This window comes from Kumtagia ephedrae, from assembly GCF_003012745.1.
Lineage (GTDB): Bacteria > Pseudomonadota > Alphaproteobacteria > Rhizobiales > Rhizobiaceae > Kumtagia > Kumtagia ephedrae.
In genome coordinates this window covers 1-22,947 of sequence record NZ_PXYK01000011.1, presented here as the reverse complement: position 1 = coordinate 22,947, position 22,947 = coordinate 1, and the positions used below count along the sequence as shown (strand labels likewise).

The following is a 22,947-nucleotide window of genomic DNA, read 5'->3' as shown; positions in this document are numbered from 1 at the left end:
GCGGCCAGCCGCGTCGGCTTTCGAGGGCATTCAAGATGAAGAACGCAAGTCGCCGCGCCGGCCGCGCGGCCACGCTTCTCCTGTCCGTCGCCTTCCCGGCAGCGGCGCTGGCGCAGACGGCCGGCGATCCCAGCGATCCCGAGACATGGAAGACGCCGGAATACCGCGCCCAATGGGGACTGGACATGATCAACGCCGCCGATGCCTATGCTAGGGGCGTCGACGGCAGCGGCGTGAAGGTCGGGGTTGTCGATAGCGGCCTGGACATCAATCACCCTGAATTCGCCGGCCGTGTCGGCGGGGGGTATGATCATGTGGCTGGTTCGCCGGACCTGATCGATCACGACGGACACGGAACCATGGTCACTTCGATCCTAGGCGCAAACCGGGACGGCGCCGGCATGCATGGCGTGGCTTCCGGTGCGGAAATCTTCGCCGCTCGAATATGGGACAAGGACAGTTGGTTCGACGAGAATGGAAACAATGTTTGGGACCCGAGAGCGGCCTCCGCCTGGGACCAACTTCTGAAACAGGATGTCCGCATCATCAACAACAGTTGGGGATGGAACGGCAATCCGATCACCGACTATCCCGCCGAAGCCTGGAGCGAATTCTCTCCGAACATTGTTTCCGCCGCGCATCGTGCTGTCGATGGCGGCGCCCTGATGATCTTCTCAAGCGGTAACGGCGGGGACGACAGTCCGACCTTCCCGGCAGGGCTCCCTCATTATTTTTCCGAGCTGGAATCCGGCTGGCTCGCCGTTGTGGCGGTCACACCAACGCAGTTGGCAAGTTGGTCGAATCAATGCGGGGTCGCCATGAACTGGTGTCTGTCGGCGCCCGGCGGCAGTCACTACGAATGGAACCCCGAAACAGACATGTGGGAATGGCCGGATAGCGCCGACATCTTCGGTGCCGTGCCCGGCGGAGGGTATCGCACCGCGTACGGCACTTCATACGCCGCCCCGCATGTCGCCGGTGCTGCCGCGCTGGTCTCGCAGATGTTCCCCTATATGACGATGTCGCAGGTGCGCCAGGTGCTGCTCGGCACTGCTCGCGACGTTGGTCCGGCCGGTGTCGACGAGATCTTCGGCTATGGCCTGCTGAACGTCGGCAAGGCGGTGCGCGGCCCCGGCGCGTTCGACTGGGGCGACCTGCACGTCGTCATCGATGAAGGCACCAGCGTCTGGGAGAACGACATCACCGGCGATGGCGGGCTGATCAAATCCGGCGACGGGACGCTCGTCCTGACGGGCGACAGCACCTATGGCGGCGACACCCGCATCGACGGCGGGGCGCTCGCCATCGGCGGCAGCATCGCCTCCGATACCTTCGTCGAGCAGTCGGGCCTGCTCGCCGGCACCGGCACTGTCCACGGCGACGTCGACAATGCCGGTGCCGTCTATGCCGGCTGGAACGTGCTCGGCGGGGTGCTCACCGTCGACGGCAACTACCGCCAGCGGGCGAACTCCTGGCTGGTGGTGGAACTCGGAGCCCCCGACGGAACCAGCCGGCTCGACGTCACCGGCACCGCCGCCCTCGAGGGCGGCGCGGTCGACGTGCTGGTGGCACCCGGCGGCTACAGAGGCGACGGGCGCCATACCATCCTGTCGGCCGCCGGTGGCGTCACCGGGCGCTTCGCCGAGGTCTGCAATTGCTATGCATTCCTGGACTTCGCCCTCGCCTACGATCCGGCCGCCGTCCATCTCGACGTCGCCCGCAACGAGGTCGCCTTCGCCGACCTGGCGTCAAGCGGCAACGGCGCGGCGGTCGCCGGCACCATCGAGAGCCTCGGCATCGGCAACATCCTCTACGACAACGCTATCGGGATATTCACCGGCGAAGCACCCTTCGCATCCCTCAGCGGCGAGATTCACGCATCGCTCTCCGGCCTGCTCATCGAGCAGAGCAGCCTCCTCAGCCACGCCGCGACGGCACGGCTGCGCTCGACCTTCGCCGATGCGGGCGCAGCGCCGTTGCCGGTCATGGCCTATGGCCCGGACGGTGCGGCGCCGGCGGCCGCCACCACGGACCGTTTCGCCGTCTGGAGCCAGGTGCTGGGCGCTCGCGGCGAGATTGACGCCAACGGCAGCGCCGCAGGGCTCGACCATTCCGTCGGCGGCCTGCTGTTCGGCGGCGACGCGGCAGTGGGAGACGCCTGGCGCGTGGGTGTTCTCGGCGGCTACAGCCATACCAGCTTCGAGCAGTCCCTCGCCTCGGGCTCCTCGAAGAACATCCACCTCGGCATCTATGGCGGCGCCGAATGGGGAGCGCTGGCGCTGCGCACCGGCGCCGCCTACAGCTGGCACGACGTCGAGACGCGGCGCGAGACCTGGCTTGGCTGGCTGGGCGGCAATCCGACTGCCGGCTACGACGCCGGCACCGCGCAGCTGTTCGGCGAGCTCGGCTACCGGCTTCCCGCCGCGAGGATGGAACTGGAGCCGTTCGCCGGCCTCGCCTATGCGCGCGTCAGGGCCGATGGCTTCACCGAGAAGGACGGCGGTCCCCTGGGGCTCACCGCCGCCGCGTCGACGACCGATACAACGTTCGCAACGCTGGGCGTCCATGCCTCCGCCGGCTTCGACATCGGCAGCCTGGCGGCGACGGCGCGCGGCACGCTGGGCTGGCGGCACGCCTTCGGCGACGTGGTGCCGACGACGGCGATGGCGCTGGCCGGCGGCGGGTCGTTCGATGCCGAAGGACTGCCGATCGCCAGGGATGCGCTGGTACTGGAAGCCGGTCTCGACCTCGCCATCGCGCCCGCGGCCTCGCTCGGCCTCACCTATGCCGGGCAGATCGCCGGCTCGGCGCGGGATCACGGCTTCAGCGGCAGCCTCACCTTGAAGTTCTGAACGGCGGGGCGAACGGCCGTGGTGGGCTTGCGTCAGATGACCTTGCTGTGCCCGCGCGGCCGATCCTGCTGCCGGATCACGGCATTTGACGGCGACCGTCGCACCGGCCGCGCAAAGCCCTGCAACTGCTTGTCGGGATAAGGCGGCATCGCGGCCAGCGCCGCAAATCCGGGGATGGCTTCCATGTGCCGCAGCATGCGCGCCCGCATGCCAGCGTCGGGCAACTGCCCCTGCAACGCCCCGATATTCTCGCTCATATGGTCAGGATCGGTGGTCGCAGGCACCGCGCAGGTGATTGCCGGGTGCGAGATCACCCATTTCAGGAAGAACTGCGCCCAGTTCTCCACGCCGATCTCGCGCGCGAAACCGGGAAGCGGGCGGCCTTCGACGATCCTGAACAGCCGCGCCTTCTCGAACGGCATGGTGGTGAGCACGGCGACGCCTTGGTCTGCCGCGGCCTCGAGCACGCGCTGCTCGGCCGTTCGCGTGTGGATCGAATAAGGAAGCTGGACGAAATCGATCTCGCCTGCCTCGACCCACTGCGTAAGCGCGTCGAAGCCGAGGCCCTCGTGGTGCGAGACGCCGAGATGGCGGATGCGGCCCTCGCGCTTCCAGGCGTTGAGCAGCGGGATCATGACGGCGCTGTTCGCCGTGGCGTGAACGTGCACGACGTCCAGGCCGCCGCGCCACAGCCGCTGCAGCGACTGCTCGAAGCTCTGGCGGGCATGGCTGCCGTCGTCGGGATGATCGCCGGTGACGGACACCTTGTTGGCGATGAACAGCTCGTCGCTGATCCCCAGCACGGTGGCGAAGTCGCCGATATTGACCTCCGAGGCGCCGTACAGCGGCGAGGTGTCGACCACCCGTCCGCCACCCATGTAGAAGCGCCGCATGATCTCCATGATGTTCCCGCGCGGGCCGCCGGGGAATACGTCGAAGGTGTGCAGGCTCCCCATGCCGATCGCCGGCACGGGCTCTCCGGTCCTGGGGATCGTCCGCAGGATCCTGGAGCCGGCGATTTCCTGGGCCGGCACGGCCGAGCGCGCCGGCACGGCCGCGGCAAGCGCCGAGCCCGCGGCGACCGTGCCCAGGAAGGAGCGGCGCGATATCGGGGGGATGGCGCGGGGCGTCATCATGGCAATTCTCCAGATCTGTCCTGCGGGTGGGACCCGGTCCTATCGGCCGGGCCTCGGCCGCAACACCAGCCGACGGTCGCACCATAGGGGGCGCTTGTCGCAGGACTTTGCCCGCAGCCTGCGAAATTGTATCGGTTTGTCTCAGCGGCCGTGCCGACGCCAAGGCTCCGCCGGCGTCTTCACCGGTAGCTCGCGTCGCTCTACGGGGCGCGCTCTGGAGGGTCGATGAACCAGGGCACAGCGGAAGCCAAGAGCCGCCCCTGCCGACCCGGCAGTTGCGCGGACGCAGGTTCAGCGGACGCCGGCGGTCCGAGGCCTTGCTGTCGTCAATAGGTGGCGCGCCCGCCCGACAGGTCGAACACCGAGGCGGTGGTAAAACTGTTCTCCTTCGACACCAGCCAGGCGACCATGTTGGCCGCCTCGTCGACCTCGAGGAAGCGGTTGCGCGGGATCTTCGCCAGCATGTAGTCGATGTGCTCCTGCTTCATCTGGGCGAAGATCGGTGTGCGCGCCGCCGCCGGCGTGATGCAGTTGACGGCGATGTCGTAGCCCGCGAGCTCCTTGCCGAGCGATTTGGTGAGGCCGATGACGCCCGCCTTGGAGGCGGAATAGGCGCTGGCGTTGGGATTGCCTTCCTTGCCGGCGATCGAGGCGATGTTGACGATGCGGCCATAGTTGCGCGCCTTCATGCCCGGCACCACGGCGCGGTTGACGTGGAAGGTGCCGTTCAGGTTGATGGCGATGACGCGATACCAGTCCTCCAGCGGATAGGCGTCGAGCGTATGGTTGGGTCCGGCGATGCCGGCCGAGTTGACCAGGATCGACACCGGTCCCGCCGCCGCTTCCGTCTTCGCCAATGCCGCCATGACCGCTTCGGGGTCGGTGATGTCGACCGCCACCGCGCTCGCCGCTGGGCCGATCGCTTCCGCCGCCCTGGTGAGCTCATCCGTGTTGACGTCCCAAAGGCTGACTTTGCCGCCGGAGCGCGCGATCCGCTCGGCCATGGCCAGCCCGAGGCCTTGCGCGCCGCCGGTCACCACGGCCGTCTGTCCTTCGAGATCGATATGGTTCATCAATTGCTCCTGCCCGACTGTCTTGTCCGCGCCATCGCGTCTCCAGGCTCGACCATCGCCTCTCGCCGGCCCTTTGGGCAAGGCACCAGCGTCGATTTCATGGTGAAGCCAGCCGCCTCGGCGGTGGCGAAGTCGGAGCCGATGAAGACAATCTCTTCCGCGATGCCGGCAGCGCAAGTTTCAAGTGTGAATCCGGTACCTTCTCCCGGGAGAAGGTGGCCGGCCTGATGAGAGGGCGTCACCCTCCCTTCCGACGGCCGGCTCGACTACATCCGCATCAGCAGGCCGCCGTCGACGGCGAGCTCGATGCCGGTGATGTAGCTCGCCGCGTCCGACAGCAGGAACAGCGCCGCGTTGGCCATGTCCTGCGGCGTGCCGATCCGCCCCAGGGGAGCATAGCCGGCGACGGCCGCCCGCTTTTCCTCCGTGTCCCAGCGCGCCTGCAGCGGCGTCAGCGCCATTCCGGGACAGATGGCGTTGGAGCGGATGCCGTCGGCGGCGAGCTGCATGGCCAGCGATTTCGACAGCGCGCAAACGCCGGCCTTCGAGGCCTGGTAGGCGTCCTGCGGGGCGGGATCGCCGCGATACCACTGGATGGTGGAGAAATGCACCATCGAGCCGCCGCGCCGCCGCATGAACGGCACCGCCGAGCGGGCGGTATGGACGAAGGACTTCAGGTTGATGCGGAAGACCTCGTCCCAGACGTCGAGATCCATGTCGAGCGCCGACTTGTCGCGGCCGAACCACAGGACGCCGGCGACGTTGGCGAGATGGTCGATGCCGCCGCGCGCCCGCCCGGCGCGGCCGATCACCTCCTCGACAAAGGCGGCGTCGGTGAGATCGCCCTGCGCGAAAGTCAGCCTGTCGCCGTAGCCCGACAGCGCGTCCGGGCAGGCCTTGACGTCGATGGCGGTGACCGCGGCGCCGGCCTTCAGCAATGCCAGCGCGATCGCCTCGCCCATGCCGCCGCCGGCGCCGGCAACCACCGCATGCCTGCCGGTGAAATCGAAAACCACCATCCGTGCATCCCTCGTCCCGCCGGCCGAAATGCCGGCTGCAAGGCGACAATAGGAGCAGCCCGTCCAGCCATCAAGCGTAAACAGAAAAAATTTGCCAAATTGGAAAATACGTCTATCGTCCGCCTCCGCACCCAGCATTCGGCGGATTGATCCTCATGAACCCTCGCACCGACATCCGGACCTTTTCCGTCACCTCGCCGGTCGACGGTTCCGTTTATGCCACCCGCGCCTACGCCGACGGCGCGGCGATGGAGGCGGCGCTGGCCCGCGCCCGCGCCGCACTGCGCTCCTGGCGGAGGACCCCGCTTGCCGAGCGGCTGGCGATCCTGCTGCGCTTCGGCGAGGAGATGCAGGCGCGCGCCGCGCAACTGGCGGAGATGCTCGCCTGGCAGATCGGCCGGCCGCTCTGGCAGGCCGACGAGACGCCGCGCCTTGCCCTGGTCGGCAGGCTGCTTGCCGACGTAGCCGCGGAGACCTTGGCCGATACGCCTTACCCGGCCGACGAGAACATCCGCCGTTACGTCCGGCCGATCGCCGGCGGGCTGCACCTGTCGATCTGCGCCTGGAACTATCCGACCGCGATGCTGGGCTATCTCGTCACCGCGCCGCTCGCCGCCGGCAATGTCGTGATCTTCAAGCATTCGCCGCAGACGCCGCTGATCGCGGAGGTCGCGGAAGAGGCCTTCCGCGCCGCCGGCGGCCCCGAAGGCGTGTTCCAGAGCCTGCATCTCGACCATGCCGACGCCGAGCGGCTGATCGCTTCAGGCGCCTTCAACGCGGTCAATTTCATCGGCTCGGTCAATGGCGGGCGCCGCGTCCATGCCGCGGCCGCCGGCACCTTCACGCAGGTGCATCTCGAACTCGGCGGCAAGGATCCCGCCTATATCCGCGCCGACGCCGACCTGTCAGCGGCCGTGCCGCAGATCGCCGAGGGCAGCTTCTCCAATGCCGGCCAGTCCTGCTGCTCGGTGGAGCGCATCTATGTCGACCGGGCGATCCACGACCGTTTCGTCGAGGCTCTTGTCGCCGAGGCGGCCAAATGGACCATCGGCCACCCGATCGCGGAGAAGCCTATGCTCGGCGCGGTGGTGCGGGCGAGTGCGGCCGACACGATCCGCGGTATGGCCGAGCAGGCGGTGCGCGCCGGCGCCCGCCGCCTCATGCCGGAAACCGGCGCGCGCCGCGCCGCCGAGCTCGGGGCGGCCTATGTCGCGCCGGAAGTGCTGGTGGGCGTCGACCACGGCATGGCGATCATGCGCGACGAGTTGTTCGGGCCGGTCGCCTGCATCCAGGCCGTCGACGGCGACGACCAGGCGGTCGCGCTGATGAACGACAGCGACTTCGGCCTGAGCGCCAGCATCTGGACGCAGGACATCGACCGCGGCGCGGCGCTGCTCGACGAGGTCGAGGCCGGTACCGTCTATCTCAACCGCTGCGACCATGCCGACCTTTATCTGCCGTGGGGCGGGGTGAAGAACTCCGGCATGGGCCGCACCAACGGCCGCGCCGGCCTCATCGAAGCGACGGCGGCCAAGGCCTACCATGTCCGCTCCGTCATCGCCTGAGACCGGCTTCGGTCGGCCGGACGACGCAACGGTCACCGCGCTGGCGGCCGAGGCAGCGGAAACGCTGCGACCGCAGGCGGCCAGCCCATACCTGCTGATCGCCGAGCATGCGGGCAACCGCGTGCCGGCGCCGTGGCGCGATCTCGGTTTGCCGCCGCCCCTCCTCGACACGCATTTCGCCGTCGACATCGGCATCGACGCGCTCACCCGCCGGCTCTCCGAAAGGCTCGGCGCCCCAGCCGTGCTCGCCCGCTGGTCGCGGCTCTTTCTCGACTACAACCGGCCCACCGAGGAGTGGGACCATATGCGGCCCGATCTCGGCGGCATCCCCGTGCCCGGCAATTTTGGCGCGGACGAGCGTGACCGCGAGCTGCGCCGCCGGATCGCCTGGGCGCCGCTGGAGCAGGCGATCGCCACCGCCGCCGAAGGACGGCGGGCGCTCGTCTCGGTCCATTCCTTCACCCCGGTGATGGGCGGTGCAAGGCGGGCCGTCGACATCGGCGTGCTGTGGCGCGAGATGTCGCCCTTCGTCGCCGCCGTGCTCGAAGCCTTCCAGGCGGCAGGCTTCGCCGCAGGGTTCAAGGTCGGCGACAACGAGCCTTATGACTGGCGCCAGGCGATCGGCTACACGCTCGACCGGCACGGGCTGCGGCGCGGCATGCCCTGTTTCTATCTCGAAGTCAGGAACGATCTGCTTGCCGATCCGGAAACATTCGGTCCGGTCGCGCAGATCGTGGAAGACGCCCTTGCATCCGTCGCGGTATCGCTATGGCCGGAACCCGTCGAAGCCGCGTAGCAACTGGACGCCTCCCGTCCGCCCCGGTAGAGCTTGTCGGATTGGAAACACGACAGCAGGGGGCCTGGACGATGCAGGGCAGCGTGGGAACGAAGATCCGGGAGGCCCGCAAGGAGCGCAACGTCACGCTGCGCGACCTCAGCGAGCGGACCGGCCTGTCGGTCTCGCAACTGTCCAAGCTGGAGAACGGCAAGGCGCGGCTGACCGTCGACGTCGCCCTGATGATCGCCGGCGTGCTGCATGTGCCGGTGGCCTCCTTCCTGTTCCGGCCGAAGCCCGGCCTGCAGGCGCGGCGCTCGATCACCCGCTCCGGCAGCGGCGTCATGCATGAAGGCAACGCCATGTCCTTCGAGGTTTTGTGCAGCGATTTCCGCGACAAGACCAACATCTTCTGGCGCGTCACGCTGACGGCGAAGTCGTTCGAGGAGAATGGCGGCTGGCGCAGCCATTCGGGCGAGGAGTTCGTGCATGTGCTCTCCGGCCGCCTCGAGTTGCACACCATCCACTACGATCCCGCCGTGCTCAATCCCGGCGACAGCATCCTGTTCGACGGCGAGATGCAGCATGCCTATGTCGCGCTCGGCGGCGATCCGGTCGTCATGCTGATGTCGAACACGGTGCCGCGGGACGGCCTGCCGGCGGGGGTCTGAAACCGTCTCGCCGGCTGCCGGAACGATCCCTCCGTCGCGTCTTCGGATCCGGTTCGCCAGAAACTTTTTCTAAAATGGAAAAAAATGCTTGTTCCGGAAAAGTGGCGGGTCTAGCATCCCTCTGACCCGCCGGCAGGCGAAACAGCCGCCGGCCGGTAATGGGAGAGACGGCCGATGTTGTCGGTGGAGGCGGTCAGCAAGACGTTCGGCGGGGTCCAGGCCCTGCGCGAGGCGTCGCTGGCCTGCGCGGCCGGCGAGATCCTCGGCCTGATCGGCCCCAACGGCGCCGGCAAGTCGACCTTGGTCAACGCCATTTCCGGCACGCTCAGGCCGGAGCGCGGCAGCATCACCCTCGACGGCAGGGACCTGACCGGACGCGGCGCCGAACATTGCGCCCGCGCAGGCGTCGCCCGCACCTTCCAGAACATCCGCCTGTTCAAGGATCTCACCGTCCGCCAGAACGTCGAGGTCGCCTACATCACCTGCCGCGCCACACGGGCCAAGCAGGCCGCCGGTATCGACATCGACGCCCTGCTCGCGCAATACGGCCTCGACGACCTGGCCGACGTCCCCGCCGGCACCCTGCCCTACGGCAGCCAGCGGCGCCTGGAGATCGCCCGCGCGCTGGCGCTCGGGCCGTCGCTGCTGATGCTCGACGAGCCGGCGGCGGGTCTCAACGAAGGGGAATCCGAGGCGCTGGCCATGGCGATCGAAGGCATCCGCCGCGACGTCGGCTGCGCCACCATCGTCATCGACCACGACCTGCGCTTCATCAACCGCCTGTGCGACCGGCTCTGCGTAATGGACCAGGGTGAGGTCATCGCTTCCGGCGAGACGCTCGCGGTGTGGCGCGATCCGCGCGTCATCGAGGTCTATGTCGGGCAGGCGCAGCCCGCCTGAAGGCGAAGCAGCGGAAAACGAGAACAACGGGAAGGAAGGGGTAACACCATGGGAAAGTTGGTTCTTGGAGCGGCCGCTCTGGCGGCGGGGTTGATGCAGGCGGCGAGCGCCGGAGCCGATGACCTCAAGATCGGCCTGGCGGTGGCCATGACCGGCACCTACGCGCCCTACAGCGAGGCCGAGGGCGCGCGCTGCATGGCCGACAGGATCAACAAGGCGGCCGACGGCGGGCCGAAGATCGAGCTGATGATCGAGGACAACCGTTCCGACCCGCAGCTCTCCGTGTCGCTCGGCCAGAAATTCCTCGACGCCGGCGCGCAGGTCATCACCGGCGTGCCTTTCCCGGATGCCCTCATCCCGACGGCGCAGATCGCCGAGCCCTATGGCGCCACCGTGTTCTCGGCGCCCAACACGCAGCTCGAGATGCAGCAGGCCGGCCTCGACAATTTCATCGCCGGCGCCGTGCCCGATCCGATCAACGCCGCCGCCGTCGCCAATGCGCTCTACGGCAAGGGCGCGCTCAGCGTGGCGCTGCTGGTGTCGCCCGACGCCGGCTCCTATTCGGAAAAGCTGCCGGAATGGTTCGGCGAGGTGTTCGAGCATCTCGGCGGCAAGGTGGTGACGAAGCTCAACTATTCCTGGGGCACCACCGACTGGTCGCCGCAGATCGCCAGCATCAAGGCGCTGCCGGAGAAGCCGGACGCCATCCATGTCTGCGGTGTGCTGCCGGATGTCGGCATCCTCCTGCGCCAGCTGCGCGCCAACGGCTATGACGGCTGGGTCGCCGGCTGCGACGCCTTCGACGACAAGTCGCTGGAAGGCACCGTGGGCGACGCCGCCTCGCTCGACAAGGTGATGTTCGCCACCCATGGCGCGACCGGCATGGACAGCCCGATCGACCAGTTCCTGGAGCAATGCAAGGCCGACGGCTACAAGGTCAACGGCATCTTCGACGCGCTCGGCGCCGACATGGTGCAGATCAGTTACGAGGCGGCGAAGAAGGCCGGCACGACCGAGGCGGCGGCGCTGCGCGAGGCGATGCGCGCGCCGGGCGGATATCCCGGCACGACGGCGCCGGTGATCTCCTTCGCCGAGAAGAAGGGCTATCCGGTCAAGGCAGTGCCGGTGATCGGCTTCGCCGAGGGAAACCGCGTGCTGATCACCGACACCCCGCCGACCTACGTGCCGGCGCTGGACTGAGCGCGACGGCGGGGACATGAAGCATCGGGCGCCATCTGCTGGCCGGGCCGTGCCGTGCTGACGGTCGAGAATTTGACCGTGCGCTACGGCGCGGTGACGGCGGTGCGCGACCTTTCGCTTTCGATCGGCCACGGCGAGCTGGTGGCGCTGCTCGGCCCCAACGGTGCCGGCAAAAGCTCGACCATCAACGCGCTCACCGGCCTCGTCGACGCGGCCGCCGGCCGCATCGTCCTCGATGGCCGCGACATCTCGCGCACGCGCACCGAGGACCGCATCCGCGCCGGCCTCACCTCGACGCCGGAGGGCCGGCACATCTTCGCCAACCTGACGGTCGCGGAGAATCTTCGCCTGGGCGCGGCGACGCGGCGCGATCCCAAGGGCGTGCGCGCCGATATCGATCGTTTCCTGGCGCTGTTCCCGGTGCTGTCGCAGCGCTACGGCCAGGCCGCCGGCACGCTGTCGGGCGGCGAGCAGCAGATGCTGGCGATCTCCCGCTCGCTGATGTCGCGGCCGAAGCTGCTGCTGCTCGACGAGCCCTCGCTCGGCCTCGCGCCGAAGATCGTCGTGCAGATCTTCGATTTCATCGGCCAGCTGAAGGCCGAGGGCCTAACCCTGCTCGTGGTCGAGCAGAACGCGGCGCAGGCGCTGCGCTTCGCCGACCGCGTCCATGTCGTCACCTCGGGCACCCTCCGCTATTCCGGTCCGCCGGCGGGTCTCGCCGACGAGCACGGCCTACTCAATCTCTACATCGGCGGCTGACCCATGGACTACCTCTTCCAGCAACTGCTCAACGCGCTCGCCTTCGGCGCGGAATATTCGCTGGTGGCGCTCGGGCTGGCGGTGGTCTTCTCGATCATGGGGCTGGTCAACTTCGCCCATGGCGAGATCATCGGCGTCTCCGCCTACAGCGTCTTCCTGGCCGCCGCGCTCGGGCTCACCTCGCCGCTGGTGGCGGTACTGCTGGCGGTCGGCGCGGCCGCGCTTGCCGCCGTCGCCTTCGAGCGGGTGGCCTTCCGCCCCGTCCGCTACGCGCCGACGACGACCGGCCTGCTCACCGCCTTCGGCGTCAGCATCGTCGTGCAGAACCTGTTCATGCTGCTGATCTCGCCGAAGCCGCAGTCGGTGTCGATCCTCAACGGCCTCAACCAGATGTGGTTCTTCGGCCCGTTCGCCGTGTCGTCGCTGCAGGTGCTGGAGCTTGTCGTCGCTGCCCTCGCCATCGTCGGGCTGGTGCTGTTCCTCAACCGCTCCACCCTCGGGCTGGCGATCCGCGCCGCCTCGCGCGATTTCGCCACCGTGCGGCTGATGGGCATCCGCGCCAACCGGGTGATCGCCACCGCCTTCGCAATCTCCGGCGCGCTGGCCGGCATCGCCGCCGTGTTCATCATCGCCCGGCGCGGCAGCGTCACGCCCGACCTCGGCTTCGGCCTGGTACTGAAGGCCTTCGTCGCCTGCGTCATCGGCGGCTTCGGCTCGCTCGCCGGCGCGGCGGTCGGCGGCATGCTGCTCGGCTTCATCGAGGTCGGCCTGCTGGTCGCCCTGCCGCAGCAATACGGGGGCTTCAAGGAGGCCCTCACCTATGGGATCATCGTGGCGCTCCTGCTCTACCGTCCCGAGGGCCTGCTCGGCAGGCGGGCGGAACTGGGCGACAAGGAGGCCTGACCGATGGCGCACATGGAGATCAGCGCCTCGACGTCTACTGCCGTCGCAACGCCATCCGGTCCGGCAAAGCCGGTGCTGCGTTCGCTGCTGGGCGGGCTGGTGACCGCCCTGCCGGTGTTGGCCATCGGACTGCTGATCCTCGCCTTCGCGCCGGCCTACTACACGCACCTGGCGCTGGCGGCCTTCGTCAACCTGATCGTGGTCGTCGGCCTGCAGGTCTTCATGGGCAACGGCAACATCGCCAATCTCGGCCACAGCGCCTTCGTCGGCATCGGCGCCTACGGCGTGGCGGTACTAGCCACCCCGCCGGCGATGAAGAAGCTGTCGATCCCTGACGCGCCGTTCGGGCTGGCTGACATCGCCCTCGACCCGCTCACGGCGGCGCTGTGCGCGCTGCTCGCCGTCGGCGTGGTCGCGGCGGCAAGCGGCAAGGTCATCAGCCGCCTGTCAGGCGTGGCGGCGACCATCGTCAGCCTCGCCCTTTTGATCATCGTCCATTCGGTCTTCCTCAACTGGACGGACCTGTTCAAGGGCAACCAGGCCTTCTTCGGCATCCCCAAGGTGGTCGGCCTGCCCGGCATCATGGCCGCTGCCGTCGTGGTGATCGTGCTGGCGCGGCTGTTCAAGGACAGCCGCTGGGGCCTGCAGCTCAGGGCCAGCGCCCAGAGCCCGCAGGCGGCGGCGGCCGTCGGCGTCGACGCGAAGCGGCTGCGGCTCGTCGCCTGGATCCTGTCGGCGCTGATCTGCGGGCTGGCCGGCATCCTCTATGCCTATTTCGCCGGCACGATCAGCCCGAAACTCTTCTATTTCCAGCAGATCTTCATGACGCTCGCCATGCTGATCCTGGGCGGCATGGCGACCGTGACAGGGGCGGTCACGGGCGTGATCGTGCTGTCGGTCGGGCTGGAATTCATCCGCAGCATCGAGTCGGGCGTCAGCATCGGCGGCATCCAGCTGCCGCAGCTTCTCGGCCTGTCCGGCGTCGCACTGGGCGTCGTCATCGTGCTCAGCATGGCGTTCCGGCCGAGCGGCATATGCGGCCGCCACGAACTGGACGAGCAGCTCGCAAGGTTTTTCCGGCGCGCCCGCTAGGGCGGCGGCCGGCCATTTTTCGGGAGATTTACGGTGGGATTTGAAGAAAAAATCGCCGAATACGCGCCAAAACTCGAGGCTTTGCAGGGCAAACTGGCCGCCGACGGCGTCGAATTCATCGCGATTCATACCGTCGACACGTCCGGCGCGTTCCGCTCCAAGATCGCGCCGCTGAAACTGTCGACGTCCGGCGAGGCGATCAACGCCATCCTCTATTGCGTGACCCATGGCGACGGCCAGCCGATGGGCGACGTCGCCTTCGCCTCGGCTTGTGCCAACGACGAGAACGGCTTTCCCAACATCAAGGGCATCATCGACCCGGCGACCGTCGTCCAGCACGGCTGGAAGCCGAAATTCGCCTCGGCCATGACGCGCGCCTTCATGCTCGACGGCAGCCCCTGCCCTTACGATCCGCGCAGCGTGCTCGCCAAGGTGGAGGAGCGGATCGACGCGCTCGGCTACGAGGCGCGTTTCGCGCTCGAATACGAGTTCGGCATCTTCCATGCCGACCACGATTTGATGCGCGCCGGCCGCTACCGCGAGCTGAAGCCCTGGGGCCATTCGCTGGTGAACTACGATCTGGTGCGCACCGGCGACTACCAGGATTTCGCCGCCGAATTCGTCACCCGCATGAAGAGCATCGGCATCGGCGTCGCCTCGCTGGTGACCGAATACGGCTTCGGCATGTACGAATACGCGCTGACGCCGAAGACGCCGCTGGAGGCGGCCGACGCCGCCATGCGGGCGAAACTGCACCTGCGCGAGCTGTGTGCCGAGCGCGGCCTGGTCGCCACCTTCATGACCCGCTTCCAGCCGCCCGGCAAGGAAAGCGCCTGCGGCGCCCACCACCATGTCAGCCTGTGGCGCGACGGCAAGCCGGCCTTCCCCGCCGGACCGAACCGGCTGGCGCCGGTCGCTGAAAAATTCCTGGCCGGTATGCTCAACCGCATGCAGGAGACGCATCTCCTGTTCCGGCCGACCGTCAACTCCTACCGCCGCTTCGACCGCGGCGCCTGGTCGCCGGAGGACGTCGCCTGGGGCTTCGAGAACCGCACCGCGCCGATCCGCGTCATCACCACGCCGGGCGACGCCGCCTGCCGCTTCGAGCACCGGGCGCCCGGCGCCGACGTCAATCCCTACCTGTCCATCGCCGCCATGCTGGCCGCCGGCTGCGAAGGCATCGAGAAGGGCCTTGCGCTGGAGGCCCCCGTCACCTCCGACCTCGCCGGGCTCGACAAGCCGAAGCTGCCACGCACGCTGTCCGCCTCGATCGACGCCTTCGCCCGCTCGGAATTCTGCGCCGATGCCTTCGGCGAGGCGTTCCGCGACAATTATGCCGAAAGCCGCCGCGCCGAGCAGGCCGCGTTCGAAGCGTGGCAGGCCGCGCACATCACCGATTTCGAGTGGCAGCGCTATTTCGTCAATTGATGGCGTAAGTGCCGGGGACAGTTTACTTTTTTCGGCCCGCGCGACCTCTGAACTGCTGCGGCCTTTCTGCCGAAAGAAAGTAAACTGTCCCCTCTCGCCAATCGCCAGACGGCCGCTATTGACGGCCCGCCGCCGGCGCTCCAGAATTTTCCCCGAGGATCAGAGCCACGCATCGAACGGCACGAAGCTCTGGGGAGGAAAACATGGCGAGCTCGATCAGGCTCTTCCGGGGCGCGTTCGGCCACGTCTCGGTGCTGAACGTCGCAAGCAGCCTCGTCACCCATGCGCATGCGGAAGCCCATATCATATTGTGGCTCGAGGGCAGCGCCGGCGAGATGACCATCGGCGGCGAGACGGTGCGGCTGGCCGGGGACATGGCCGCCGGCATCGACTCGCTGGAGCCGCACAGCCATGCCTTCTCGCCGGACGGCACGCCGGGCCGGTTCCTCGCCTTCTACATCGATCCCGACTGGGCGCGCCGGCGCCGCGCCCTCGCCCGCGGCGTGCCGCTGTTCGCCGAGCCGGCGATCCCGCTCGACCCCTGGCTGCACCGGGCCGCGCTCGACCTCTACCACCGGCTGGAGGACGACGACGGCTTCGGCGAGATCGCCGCCTACGAGATCGAGCGGCTGATCGACAGCCTGCTGGACGCTGCGCCCACCAGCCCGCGGCGGCGCGGCCCGGCGATCCGGGATTTCCGCGTGCGCAAGGCGATCGAGTTGATGAAGGCCAATGTGTGCGAGCGCATCTGCTTCGACGCGGTGGCGCGGGCCGTCGGGCTGTCGCGGCCGCATTTCTTCGCCCTGTTCAAGGAGCAGACCGGGCTGACGCCCAACGTCTACTGGAACACGCTGCGCATGGAGGAGGCGCTGCGGCAGCTGCAGGGATCGGAGGAGCCGCTGATCTCGGTGGCCGGCAATCTCGGCTTCACCACCCAGGGCAACTTCACCCGTTTCTTCCGCGACCACGCCGGCGTGCCGCCGACGCTCTATAGGGAGGCAGCGCGGGCGACAGTGTAGGCGCTACACGGTCAAGGACCGGGGACAGTTTACTTTTTTCCGCCCGCACCAGCCTTTCGCGTGCTTCGGCCTTTCTGCGGAAAGAAAGTAAACTGTCCCCTGCGGTGCCTCCTGAACCCGCGCTTTTTCAGACGCATCGATAAGCAGCGAAGACGCATTGATAAGCGCGCTCGATTGGCGCGGCATAGTCTCTCCTCCAACGCACAGTTCGGGAGGAGCGCCGCATGGCGAAGGTTCATGTGTCCAGCGTCATCGACGCGCCGGTGGAAAAGGTGTGGGAGCGCATCCGCGACTTCAACGGCCTGCCGGGCTGGCACCCGCGCATGGTGGAGAGCCATATCGAGGACGGCAGAGCGGCGACCGAGATCGGCTGCGTGCGCAACTTCAAGGTCGCGTCCGGTGCGACCATCCGTGAGAAGCTGATTGCCTTCTCGGACGACGATCATAACGTGACCTATACGATCATCGGACACCCGGCTCCGATCTCGAACCATACGTCCACGCTGCGGCTCGAGCGCGTCACCGACGGCGACCGCACCTATGCGGTGTGGACGGCGGAGTTCGACGCGCCGGCCGACAAGGCCGACGAGATCGCCAAGGGCATGGGCGAGAACGTCTTCCAGGGCGGGTTCAACGCGCTGAAGAACCATTTCGTCGGCAACGGCTGAGGGCCGTCGCGGCCAGCTCGGGAGGATGGCATGCCGCTCGCACTCAAGACCTACGAAACAGCAGCCGAAGCCGGCGCGGCGCTGAAGGCCGCCGGGGCCCGCTATCTCGGCGGCGGCACCCTGGTGGTGCGCGCCGCCAACGAGGGGGACATCTCGCTGTCGACCTTCGTCCGCTCGACCGATCCGGCACTGCGAAAGATCGCGGTCGACGCAGGGAGGGCGCATCTCGGCGCAGCAGTGACGATGGCCGAGATCGCCCGCCATCCGGAGCTGGCGGCGCTCGCGAGGGCGGCCAGGGCCGTCGGCGGGCCGGCCGTGCGCAACATGGCGACGGTCGGCGGCAACCTGTTCGCGCCGGCGCCCTATGGCGACTTCGCCGTGGCGCTGCTGGCGCTCGACGCGACCGTGTATACGACCGGCGGCGAGGTGCCGGTCGAGGCCTTCCTGGCGGGCCGCGCCGGGATGCATGCCGGCACCGTGGTCACCGGCGTCGGCTTCGACGTGCCGGCGGCTGGGCAGTTCCGCTTCCTGAAGGTCTCGCGCATCAAGCCGAAGGGCATTTCGGTGCTGAGCATCGCCGCCGTGCTGGAGGAGAGCGCCGACGGCACCGTCACCGCCGCGCGCATCGCGCTGGGCTGCATGGCCGAGCACCCGATCCGCGCCCGCGCGGCCGAGAAGGCGCTGGTCGGCAGCAGGCGCACGAAGGACGGCATCGCGGCGGCGATAGCGGCGGTCGGCGACGGCGTGCGGCCGATCACCGACGCCATCGCCAGCGCCTGGTACCGCAAGGAAGTGCTGCCGGTGCATTTCGGCCGGCTGCTGCTGGAGTAGGTTTCAGGTGGCGTATGCTTCGGTGCCTCGCACCCCCTCTGTCCTGCCGGACTCTCCCCCTCAAGGGCAGGGCAATCGCATATGACAAACGATGGGGACTTTCGCCGGTCCGTACCCCCACCCCTAACCCTCCCCACAAGGGGGAGGGGGACTTTGCGGCCGCCATGCCAGGCGAAACCGTCGATGACTGACGCCTGGCGAACAGGCCAGCGAATTCCCCTCCCCCTTGTGGGGAGGGGTTAGGGGTGGGGGTAAACTCATGTGCGATTGCCCTGCCTTCAAGGGGGGAGTGGGGGAGTGTCCGGCAGGACAAGGGGCGCGAAGTCCGAAACGTCGATAGGGAATCGCCAAGGCGCAGCGGCCCAGTAGCCGCGCAGGCGCGAGGAGGAGAAGATGGCGAAGGTACCGGTCCAGTTCACGCTGAACGGGGAGGAGAAGGCGGAGTTCGTCGAGAGTGGCGCGACGCTTCTGAAGGTGCTGCGTCACAAGCTTGGCGACACCTCGCCCAAGGGCGGCTGCCACCAGGGTGCCTGCGGCGCCTGCTCGGTCATCATCGACGGCGAGCTGAAACTCTCCTGCCTGACGCTTGCCGAGACTTGCGAGGGGGCGGCGGTCGAGACCACCGCCGGCCTGGCGGCGGACGGCGTCATGCATCCGCTGCAGCGTGCCTTCGTCGACGAATTCGCCGCGCAATGCGGCTTCTGCACGCCGGGCATGATCATGGCGGCCAAGGCGCTGCTCGACCAGACGCCGAACCCGACGCGCGAGGACGTGGTCGAGGCGATCTCCGGCAACATCTGCCGCTGCACCGGCTACGAGCCGATCATCCGCGCCGTGCTGACGGCCGCCCGCGCCAACTCGCAGAACGCGGCGTGATGGAAATCATGGCCGCCCCCTCCACCACGCTTCGCGTGGTCCCCCTCCCCCGTAAACGAGGGAGGATCAAGGTCGCGGCAGGCCGCGGCGGCCGGCTCCTCCCCTGCGAAACGGGAGAGGGGGACCGCCGAAGGCGGTGGAGGGAGCGCAATACGTCGATCGGAGAAGCTCTACGAGAGCCGGGAACTCGCCAATGATCCAACTCGCCAAATCCTACTTCGCCGACCAGCGAACCGACGACCTGAAGGAACTCGGCCAGGGGCGGCCGCGCTCCGACGTGCCCGGCCATGTGACCGGCAAGACCGCCTATTTCGCTGACCGCACCTTTCCGGGGCTGCTGCACCTGAAGATGGTGCGCAGCCCGCATCACCATGCGCGCATCAGAAGCATCGACACGTCGGAGGCGGAAAAACATCCGGGCGTGGTGCGCGTGCTCACTCATAAGGACGTGCCGCACAACGTCTACACCATCCTGATCCTCATCCAGGTCGGGCCGGAGGACGAGCAGGTGCTGGCCGAGGACAAGGTGCGCTGGAAGGGCGAGGCGGTGGTGGCCGTCATCGCCGACAGCGAGCGCGCCGCCGAAGAGGCGGCGGCGAAAGTGAAGGTGGACTACGAGGTGCTGCCGGCCGTGCTCGACATGGAGGCGGCGCTGCAGCCCGGCGCGCCCGTGGTCAACGAATATCACGGCCAGAATTTTTACATGTATGACAGCGGCGAGTGCCGGAAGGTGCGCTTCGGCGACGTCGAAAAAGCCTTTGCCGAGGCCGACCACATCCTCGAGCAGACCTACTGGTCGTCGCCGATCGAGCATGCGCCGACCGAGACGACCGGCTGCATCGTCGTGCCGGAGGGCAACGACCGCTTCACCTGCCACACCAACACGCAGGCGATGTTCTTCACCCTCGACAACACCTCGATCATCCTGCAGATGCCCGGCCACAAGCTGCATATGGTCGGCGGCACGGTGGGCGGCGGTTTCGGCGGCAAGGTCGACGTGACGGTCGAGCCGATCGCCATCCTGGCCTCGAAGCTGACGGGTCGGCCGGTCTCTTTCATCTACAGCCGCTACGAGGAGATGCAGATCTCCTCGCCGCGCGCGGCGGAGAAGATCGTGCTGAAGGACGGGGTGACGAAGGACGGGCGGCTGATCGCGCGGAAAGTGACGGGCTACACCGATGCCGGCGCCTATTCGCGCCACTCGCCCTATGGCGCGCAAAAGGGCGCCGCGCACTACCCCGGCCCCTACACCGTGCCGAATGTGTGGATCGACACCTATTGCGTCTACACCAACCGCACGCCGTCCTCGGCGATGCGCGGCTTCGGCGTCACCATCGCCGACTTCGCGCTGGAGGTGCAGATGGACAAGCTGGCGCGGCTGATCGGCATGGACCCGCTCGAATTCCGCTTCATCAACGCCTATCGCGACGGCGACATGAAGGCGCACCGGCAGAAGACCGAGGGCGCGGCGCTGATTGAATGCATGCAGGAGGCGGCGCGCGCCTCCAACTGGCCGGTGGCCGAGAAATTCATGACCATGTCGTCCTACAAGGGGAGCTGAGCGATGGCGATCTGGCGCGGCACCGGCGTGGCGGCGGTGAACTATCCCACGGGCATGAATCTCGGCGGCGACCCCAGCCAGGCGCTGGTGCATTCGACGCCGACCGGCAATTTCATGGTGACGTTGTCCTCCGTCGATCTCGGCCAGGGGCTGAAGCAGGTGATGGCCCAGATCTGCGCCGAGACGATCGGCGTGCCGACCGAGCAGGTGATCATCGACACCGCCGATACCGACACCGGCCCGCACTGCATGGGCACCTTCGCCTCGCGCGGCACCCACCGCATCGGCAACGCCGTGATCCAGGCGGCAAAGGAGGCGCGGCAGGTGATGCTGGAGGTGGCGGCCGAGGCGCTGGAGGTGGACGCCGCCGACCTCGACACCGACGGCACCGGCAACATCCACGTGAAGGGCGCGCCGCAGAAGGCGATCTCGATCTTCGACACGGCGCTGACCGCGCATTTCAAGCTCGGCCGCTCGATCTCCGGCCGCGGCATGTTCCTGGTGCCGCGCTCCTTCCCGGAAACGGAGACCGGGGCGATGAAGCCGTCGACCTGCTACGCGCATGCCTGCACGGTGGCGGAAGTCGACGTCGACGACGAGACCGGCGAGGTGACGGTGATCTCGGTCAAGAACGTCTTCGAGATCGGCCGGGCGCTCAACCCGAGGATGGTCGAGCAGCAGCTTGTCGGCGGCTCGTGGATGGGCATTTCGCACGCGCTCTACGAGACGACCGAGCCCTATTATCCCAACCGCGAGCATGGCGGCACCGACTTCAACGAGTATCTGATGCCGGGGCCGGGCGACCTCGCCGAGACCGAGATCATTGTGCTGGAGCGGCCGGCGGCGGACGGGCCCTATGGCGCCAAGGGGCCGGGCGAGATGTGCGCCAATCCGCAGATACCGGCCGTCGCCAACGCCATCTTCGACGCCGTCGGCGTGCGCGTCGACACGCTGCCGATCACGCCGGAGCGGATTCTGCGGGCGCTGAAGGAGCAGCGGGCCGGGGCGGTGTAGGGAGGATGGAAGCGGTCATGCTCAGTCGCGACCGGCGTGCCCTCTCAAGGGTGGCGCAATCGTACAAGGAAGTTCTGGAAGCGTCGGCCCGCGCAATACCCCCACCCCTACCCCTCCCCTCAAGGGGGAGGGGGATTTTGCGGCTGCTCTGCCGCGCAAAACCGCCGACGATTGAGACCGAGCGGAAACGCAAGCCAGTCCCCTCCCCCTTGAGGGTAGGGGTGGGGGTAATTCCATATGTGTTTGCCCTCGCCACAAAGGGGAGGATAAGTCCACCGCACGGTCGGCGCCTTTGCAGGCGGAGAGCGGCATGACCAGAGCGGCCGCCGAAAAGCCCGTCGCATCGCCCGAGGCCGTTGCGTCGCGGCTCGCCGAGATGCGCTATCTCGCCGACGACGGGCTCGCCACGGCGATCTTCCTGGCGCTGCGCATGGGCAAGCCGCTGCTGCTCGAAGGCGCGCCAGGGGTCGGCAAGACCGAGGCGGCCAAGGCGGTCGCCGCGCTGCTCGGGCGCGATCTGGTGCGGCTGCAATGCTACGAAGGCATCGACGCCGCGCATGCGCTCTACGAATGGAACTACCAGCGCCAATTGCTTGCCATCCGCCAGGCCGGCGAGCGCGAGATCGACATCTATGACGACCGCTTCCTGGTGGCGCGCCCGCTGCTGCAGGTGCTGCGGGCGCCGCTCGAACGGGTGCTGCTGGTCGACGAGATCGACCGCTCCGACCACGAATTCGAGGCGCTGCTGCTGGAATTCCTGTCGGACTTCCAGATCAGCATCCCGGAGCGCGGCACCATCCGCGCGACCGCGCAGCCGGTGGTGATCCTCACCTCCAACCGCACGCGCGAGCTGGCGGGAGCGCTGCGCCGGCGCTGCGTCTACCACTGGATCGGCTACCCCGACGCCGAGCGCGAGGCGGCGATCATCATGCTGCGCGCAGGCGATGTAGCGCAAGAGACGGCGCGCGCCGTCGCCGACGCCGTGCGCAGCCTGCGCGCCCGGCCGCTGGCCAAGCCGCCGGGCATTTCCGAGGCCGTCGAATGGGCCAATGCGGCGACCGTACTGGAGAAGGGCGGCAGCCCATGGCCGGAAGCGTTCCGCCGGGCGATCGGCGTCCTGATCAAGGACGAGGAGGACCTTTCCTACCTCGCGCCCGACCTCGGCCGCATCGTCGAGGAGGCGCTGGGGTGAACGGAGCGCCGGCTTCCCCCTCCCCCTTGAGGGAGGGGTGGCTGCAAGGTCCAGACCGGGCAGATTGTTGACAGAATGGACCGGCGAGATGGTTGACAGATTAGCGTGTCGGCAGGGGAAGGAGCCTGCCGATGGTTTGGACTGGAGCGAGCATCGAGGAAGTGAAGCGCCGGTTCATCATGGACCGGCTTTCGGGCGAGTGTGATGACATGAGCGCGCTGTGTGCCGAGTACGGGATCAGCCGGCAGGCGGGTTACATGCTGATGCGGCGTTACGCGGCCGAGGAGCTTGGCGGGGTGGTGGCCCGTTCGCGGGCGCCGCTGGTTCAGGCTCGATCGGTCGATGAGGACATCCGCGCGGCGCTGGTGGAGTGCCGGCTCGATCATCCGAACTGGGGTCCGAAGAAGCTGAAG

General features: G+C 68.0%; 20 protein-coding genes and 1 pseudogene. 18 read left to right on the top strand and 3 right to left on the bottom strand.

Translation table 11 applies throughout. From position 1 onward, the window contains the following. Nucleotides 1-35: 35 nt before the first annotated feature. On the top strand, nt 36-2,852 hold the full coding sequence (locus C7I84_RS12780; RefSeq protein WP_106772585.1) for an autotransporter serine protease: 2,817 nt from the start codon (nt 36-38) through the stop codon (nt 2,850-2,852). Between the two features lie 32 nt (nt 2,853-2,884). Here C7I84_RS12780 and C7I84_RS12775 read toward each other — a convergent pair whose 3' ends face one another. The 3 genes from C7I84_RS12775 to C7I84_RS12760 all read right to left on the bottom strand — a co-directional run bounded on the left by C7I84_RS12775 (nt 2,885) and on the right by C7I84_RS12760 (nt 6,080). After that, complete coding sequence (locus C7I84_RS12775; RefSeq protein WP_245428421.1) at nt 2,885-3,988, bottom strand: aldo/keto reductase; 1,104 nt, start codon at nt 3,986-3,988, stop codon at nt 2,885-2,887. A gap of 326 nt (nt 3,989-4,314) precedes the next feature. Next, nucleotides 4,315-5,061: an SDR family NAD(P)-dependent oxidoreductase gene (locus C7I84_RS12770; protein WP_106772584.1), complete on the bottom strand. Its 747-nt coding sequence runs from the start codon at nt 5,059-5,061 to the stop codon at nt 4,315-4,317. A 266-nt stretch (nt 5,062-5,327) separates the two neighbouring features. Next, nucleotides 5,328-6,080: an SDR family NAD(P)-dependent oxidoreductase gene (locus C7I84_RS12760; RefSeq protein ID WP_106772582.1), complete on the bottom strand. Its 753-nt coding sequence runs from the start codon at nt 6,078-6,080 to the stop codon at nt 5,328-5,330. A 155-nt stretch (nt 6,081-6,235) separates the two neighbouring features. Here C7I84_RS12760 and C7I84_RS12755 point away from each other — a divergent pair, with 155 nt between their 5' ends. The 17 genes and pseudogenes from C7I84_RS12755 to C7I84_RS12670 form a co-directional block, all read left to right on the top strand. Further along, the gene (locus C7I84_RS12755) at nt 6,236-7,645 is read left to right on the top strand and encodes an aldehyde dehydrogenase family protein (protein WP_106772581.1); all 1,410 of its coding nucleotides are present in this window, start codon (nt 6,236-6,238) and stop codon (nt 7,643-7,645) included. Further along, nucleotides 7,623-8,441: an N-formylglutamate amidohydrolase gene (locus C7I84_RS12750; protein ID WP_106772580.1), complete on the top strand. Its 819-nt coding sequence runs from the start codon at nt 7,623-7,625 to the stop codon at nt 8,439-8,441. The genes C7I84_RS12755 and C7I84_RS12750 overlap by 23 nt, the downstream gene beginning before the upstream one ends. Before the next feature lie 71 nt (nt 8,442-8,512). Continuing rightward, nucleotides 8,513-9,091, top strand: coding sequence for a helix-turn-helix domain-containing protein (locus C7I84_RS12745; RefSeq protein WP_106772579.1), 579 nt, complete (start codon nt 8,513-8,515; stop codon nt 9,089-9,091). Nucleotides 9,092-9,265: 174 nt separating this feature from the next. Next, nucleotides 9,266-9,991, top strand: coding sequence for an ABC transporter ATP-binding protein (locus tag C7I84_RS12740; protein WP_106772578.1), 726 nt, complete (start codon nt 9,266-9,268; stop codon nt 9,989-9,991). A gap of 48 nt (nt 9,992-10,039) precedes the next feature. Next, nucleotides 10,040-11,191 carry an ABC transporter substrate-binding protein gene (locus tag C7I84_RS12735; RefSeq protein WP_106772577.1) on the top strand — a complete coding sequence of 384 codons (1,152 nt, stop codon included), beginning with the start codon at nt 10,040-10,042 and terminating at the stop codon, nt 11,189-11,191. Nucleotides 11,192-11,245: 54 nt separating this feature from the next. Then, complete coding sequence (locus C7I84_RS12730) at nt 11,246-11,950, top strand: ABC transporter ATP-binding protein (RefSeq protein WP_106772576.1); 705 nt, start codon at nt 11,246-11,248, stop codon at nt 11,948-11,950. A gap of 3 nt (nt 11,951-11,953) precedes the next feature. Next, nucleotides 11,954-12,853 carry a branched-chain amino acid ABC transporter permease gene (locus C7I84_RS12725; RefSeq protein WP_106772575.1) on the top strand — a complete coding sequence of 300 codons (900 nt, stop codon included), beginning with the start codon at nt 11,954-11,956 and terminating at the stop codon, nt 12,851-12,853. Nucleotides 12,854-12,856: 3 nt separating this feature from the next. Next, on the top strand, nt 12,857-13,945 hold the full coding sequence (locus C7I84_RS12720; protein ID WP_245428420.1) for a branched-chain amino acid ABC transporter permease: 1,089 nt from the start codon (nt 12,857-12,859) through the stop codon (nt 13,943-13,945). Nucleotides 13,946-13,978: 33 nt separating this feature from the next. Continuing rightward, complete coding sequence (locus C7I84_RS12715; RefSeq protein ID WP_106772574.1) at nt 13,979-15,373, top strand: glutamine synthetase family protein; 1,395 nt, start codon at nt 13,979-13,981, stop codon at nt 15,371-15,373. A 203-nt stretch (nt 15,374-15,576) separates the two neighbouring features. Continuing rightward, a complete protein-coding gene (locus C7I84_RS12710; RefSeq protein ID WP_106772573.1) occupies nt 15,577-16,392 on the top strand; it encodes an AraC family transcriptional regulator in 816 nt (271 codons plus the stop codon). A gap of 224 nt (nt 16,393-16,616) precedes the next feature. Further along, nucleotides 16,617-17,060, top strand: a complete 444-nt coding sequence (locus tag C7I84_RS12705) for an SRPBCC family protein (RefSeq protein ID WP_106772572.1) — start codon at nt 16,617-16,619, stop codon at nt 17,058-17,060. Nucleotides 17,061-17,090: 30 nt separating this feature from the next. Continuing rightward, nucleotides 17,091-17,891, top strand: coding sequence for an FAD binding domain-containing protein (locus C7I84_RS12700; RefSeq protein WP_106772571.1), 801 nt, complete (start codon nt 17,091-17,093; stop codon nt 17,889-17,891). A gap of 393 nt (nt 17,892-18,284) precedes the next feature. Continuing rightward, nucleotides 18,285-18,767: a (2Fe-2S)-binding protein gene (locus C7I84_RS12695; protein ID WP_106772570.1), complete on the top strand. Its 483-nt coding sequence runs from the start codon at nt 18,285-18,287 to the stop codon at nt 18,765-18,767. A 196-nt stretch (nt 18,768-18,963) separates the two neighbouring features. Then, complete coding sequence (locus C7I84_RS30950; RefSeq protein ID WP_106772704.1) at nt 18,964-20,328, top strand: xanthine dehydrogenase family protein molybdopterin-binding subunit; 1,365 nt, start codon at nt 18,964-18,966, stop codon at nt 20,326-20,328. Between the two features lie 3 nt (nt 20,329-20,331). Then, nucleotides 20,332-21,342 carry a xanthine dehydrogenase family protein molybdopterin-binding subunit gene (locus C7I84_RS30945; RefSeq protein ID WP_106772569.1) on the top strand — a complete coding sequence of 337 codons (1,011 nt, stop codon included), beginning with the start codon at nt 20,332-20,334 and terminating at the stop codon, nt 21,340-21,342. A 310-nt stretch (nt 21,343-21,652) separates the two neighbouring features. Then, a complete protein-coding gene (locus C7I84_RS12675; protein ID WP_106772567.1) occupies nt 21,653-22,534 on the top strand; it encodes an AAA family ATPase in 882 nt (293 codons plus the stop codon). 131 nt (nt 22,535-22,665) lie between these two features. Further along, a pseudogene (locus tag C7I84_RS12670) lies at nt 22,666-22,947 on the top strand (leucine zipper domain-containing protein); the annotation flags it as partial.

Bases quoted from the DNA above. Each gene is read 5' to 3' on its own strand.
- C7I84_RS12780 (WP_106772585.1), top strand. From the start codon at position 36: ATGAAGAACGCAAGTCGCCGCGCCGGCCGCGCGGCCACGCTTCTCCTG.
- C7I84_RS12775 (WP_245428421.1), bottom strand. From the start codon at position 3,988: ATGATGACGCCCCGCGCCATCCCCCCGATATCGCGCCGCTCCTTCCTG.
- C7I84_RS12770 (WP_106772584.1), bottom strand. From the start codon at position 5,061: ATGAACCATATCGATCTCGAAGGACAGACGGCCGTGGTGACCGGCGGC.
- C7I84_RS12760 (WP_106772582.1), bottom strand. From the start codon at position 6,080: ATGGTGGTTTTCGATTTCACCGGCAGGCATGCGGTGGTTGCCGGCGCC.
- C7I84_RS12755 (WP_106772581.1), top strand. From the start codon at position 6,236: ATGAACCCTCGCACCGACATCCGGACCTTTTCCGTCACCTCGCCGGTC.
- C7I84_RS12750 (WP_106772580.1), top strand. From the start codon at position 7,623: ATGTCCGCTCCGTCATCGCCTGAGACCGGCTTCGGTCGGCCGGACGAC.
- C7I84_RS12745 (WP_106772579.1), top strand. From the start codon at position 8,513: ATGCAGGGCAGCGTGGGAACGAAGATCCGGGAGGCCCGCAAGGAGCGC.
- C7I84_RS12740 (WP_106772578.1), top strand. From the start codon at position 9,266: ATGTTGTCGGTGGAGGCGGTCAGCAAGACGTTCGGCGGGGTCCAGGCC.
- C7I84_RS12735 (WP_106772577.1), top strand. From the start codon at position 10,040: ATGGGAAAGTTGGTTCTTGGAGCGGCCGCTCTGGCGGCGGGGTTGATG.
- C7I84_RS12725 (WP_106772575.1), top strand. From the start codon at position 11,954: ATGGACTACCTCTTCCAGCAACTGCTCAACGCGCTCGCCTTCGGCGCG.
- C7I84_RS12720 (WP_245428420.1), top strand. From the start codon at position 12,857: ATGGCGCACATGGAGATCAGCGCCTCGACGTCTACTGCCGTCGCAACG.
- C7I84_RS12710 (WP_106772573.1), top strand. From the start codon at position 15,577: ATGGCGAGCTCGATCAGGCTCTTCCGGGGCGCGTTCGGCCACGTCTCG.
- C7I84_RS12705 (WP_106772572.1), top strand. From the start codon at position 16,617: ATGGCGAAGGTTCATGTGTCCAGCGTCATCGACGCGCCGGTGGAAAAG.
- C7I84_RS12700 (WP_106772571.1), top strand. From the start codon at position 17,091: ATGCCGCTCGCACTCAAGACCTACGAAACAGCAGCCGAAGCCGGCGCG.
- C7I84_RS12695 (WP_106772570.1), top strand. From the start codon at position 18,285: ATGGCGAAGGTACCGGTCCAGTTCACGCTGAACGGGGAGGAGAAGGCG.
- C7I84_RS30945 (WP_106772569.1), top strand. From the start codon at position 20,332: ATGGCGATCTGGCGCGGCACCGGCGTGGCGGCGGTGAACTATCCCACG.
- C7I84_RS12675 (WP_106772567.1), top strand. From the start codon at position 21,653: ATGACCAGAGCGGCCGCCGAAAAGCCCGTCGCATCGCCCGAGGCCGTT.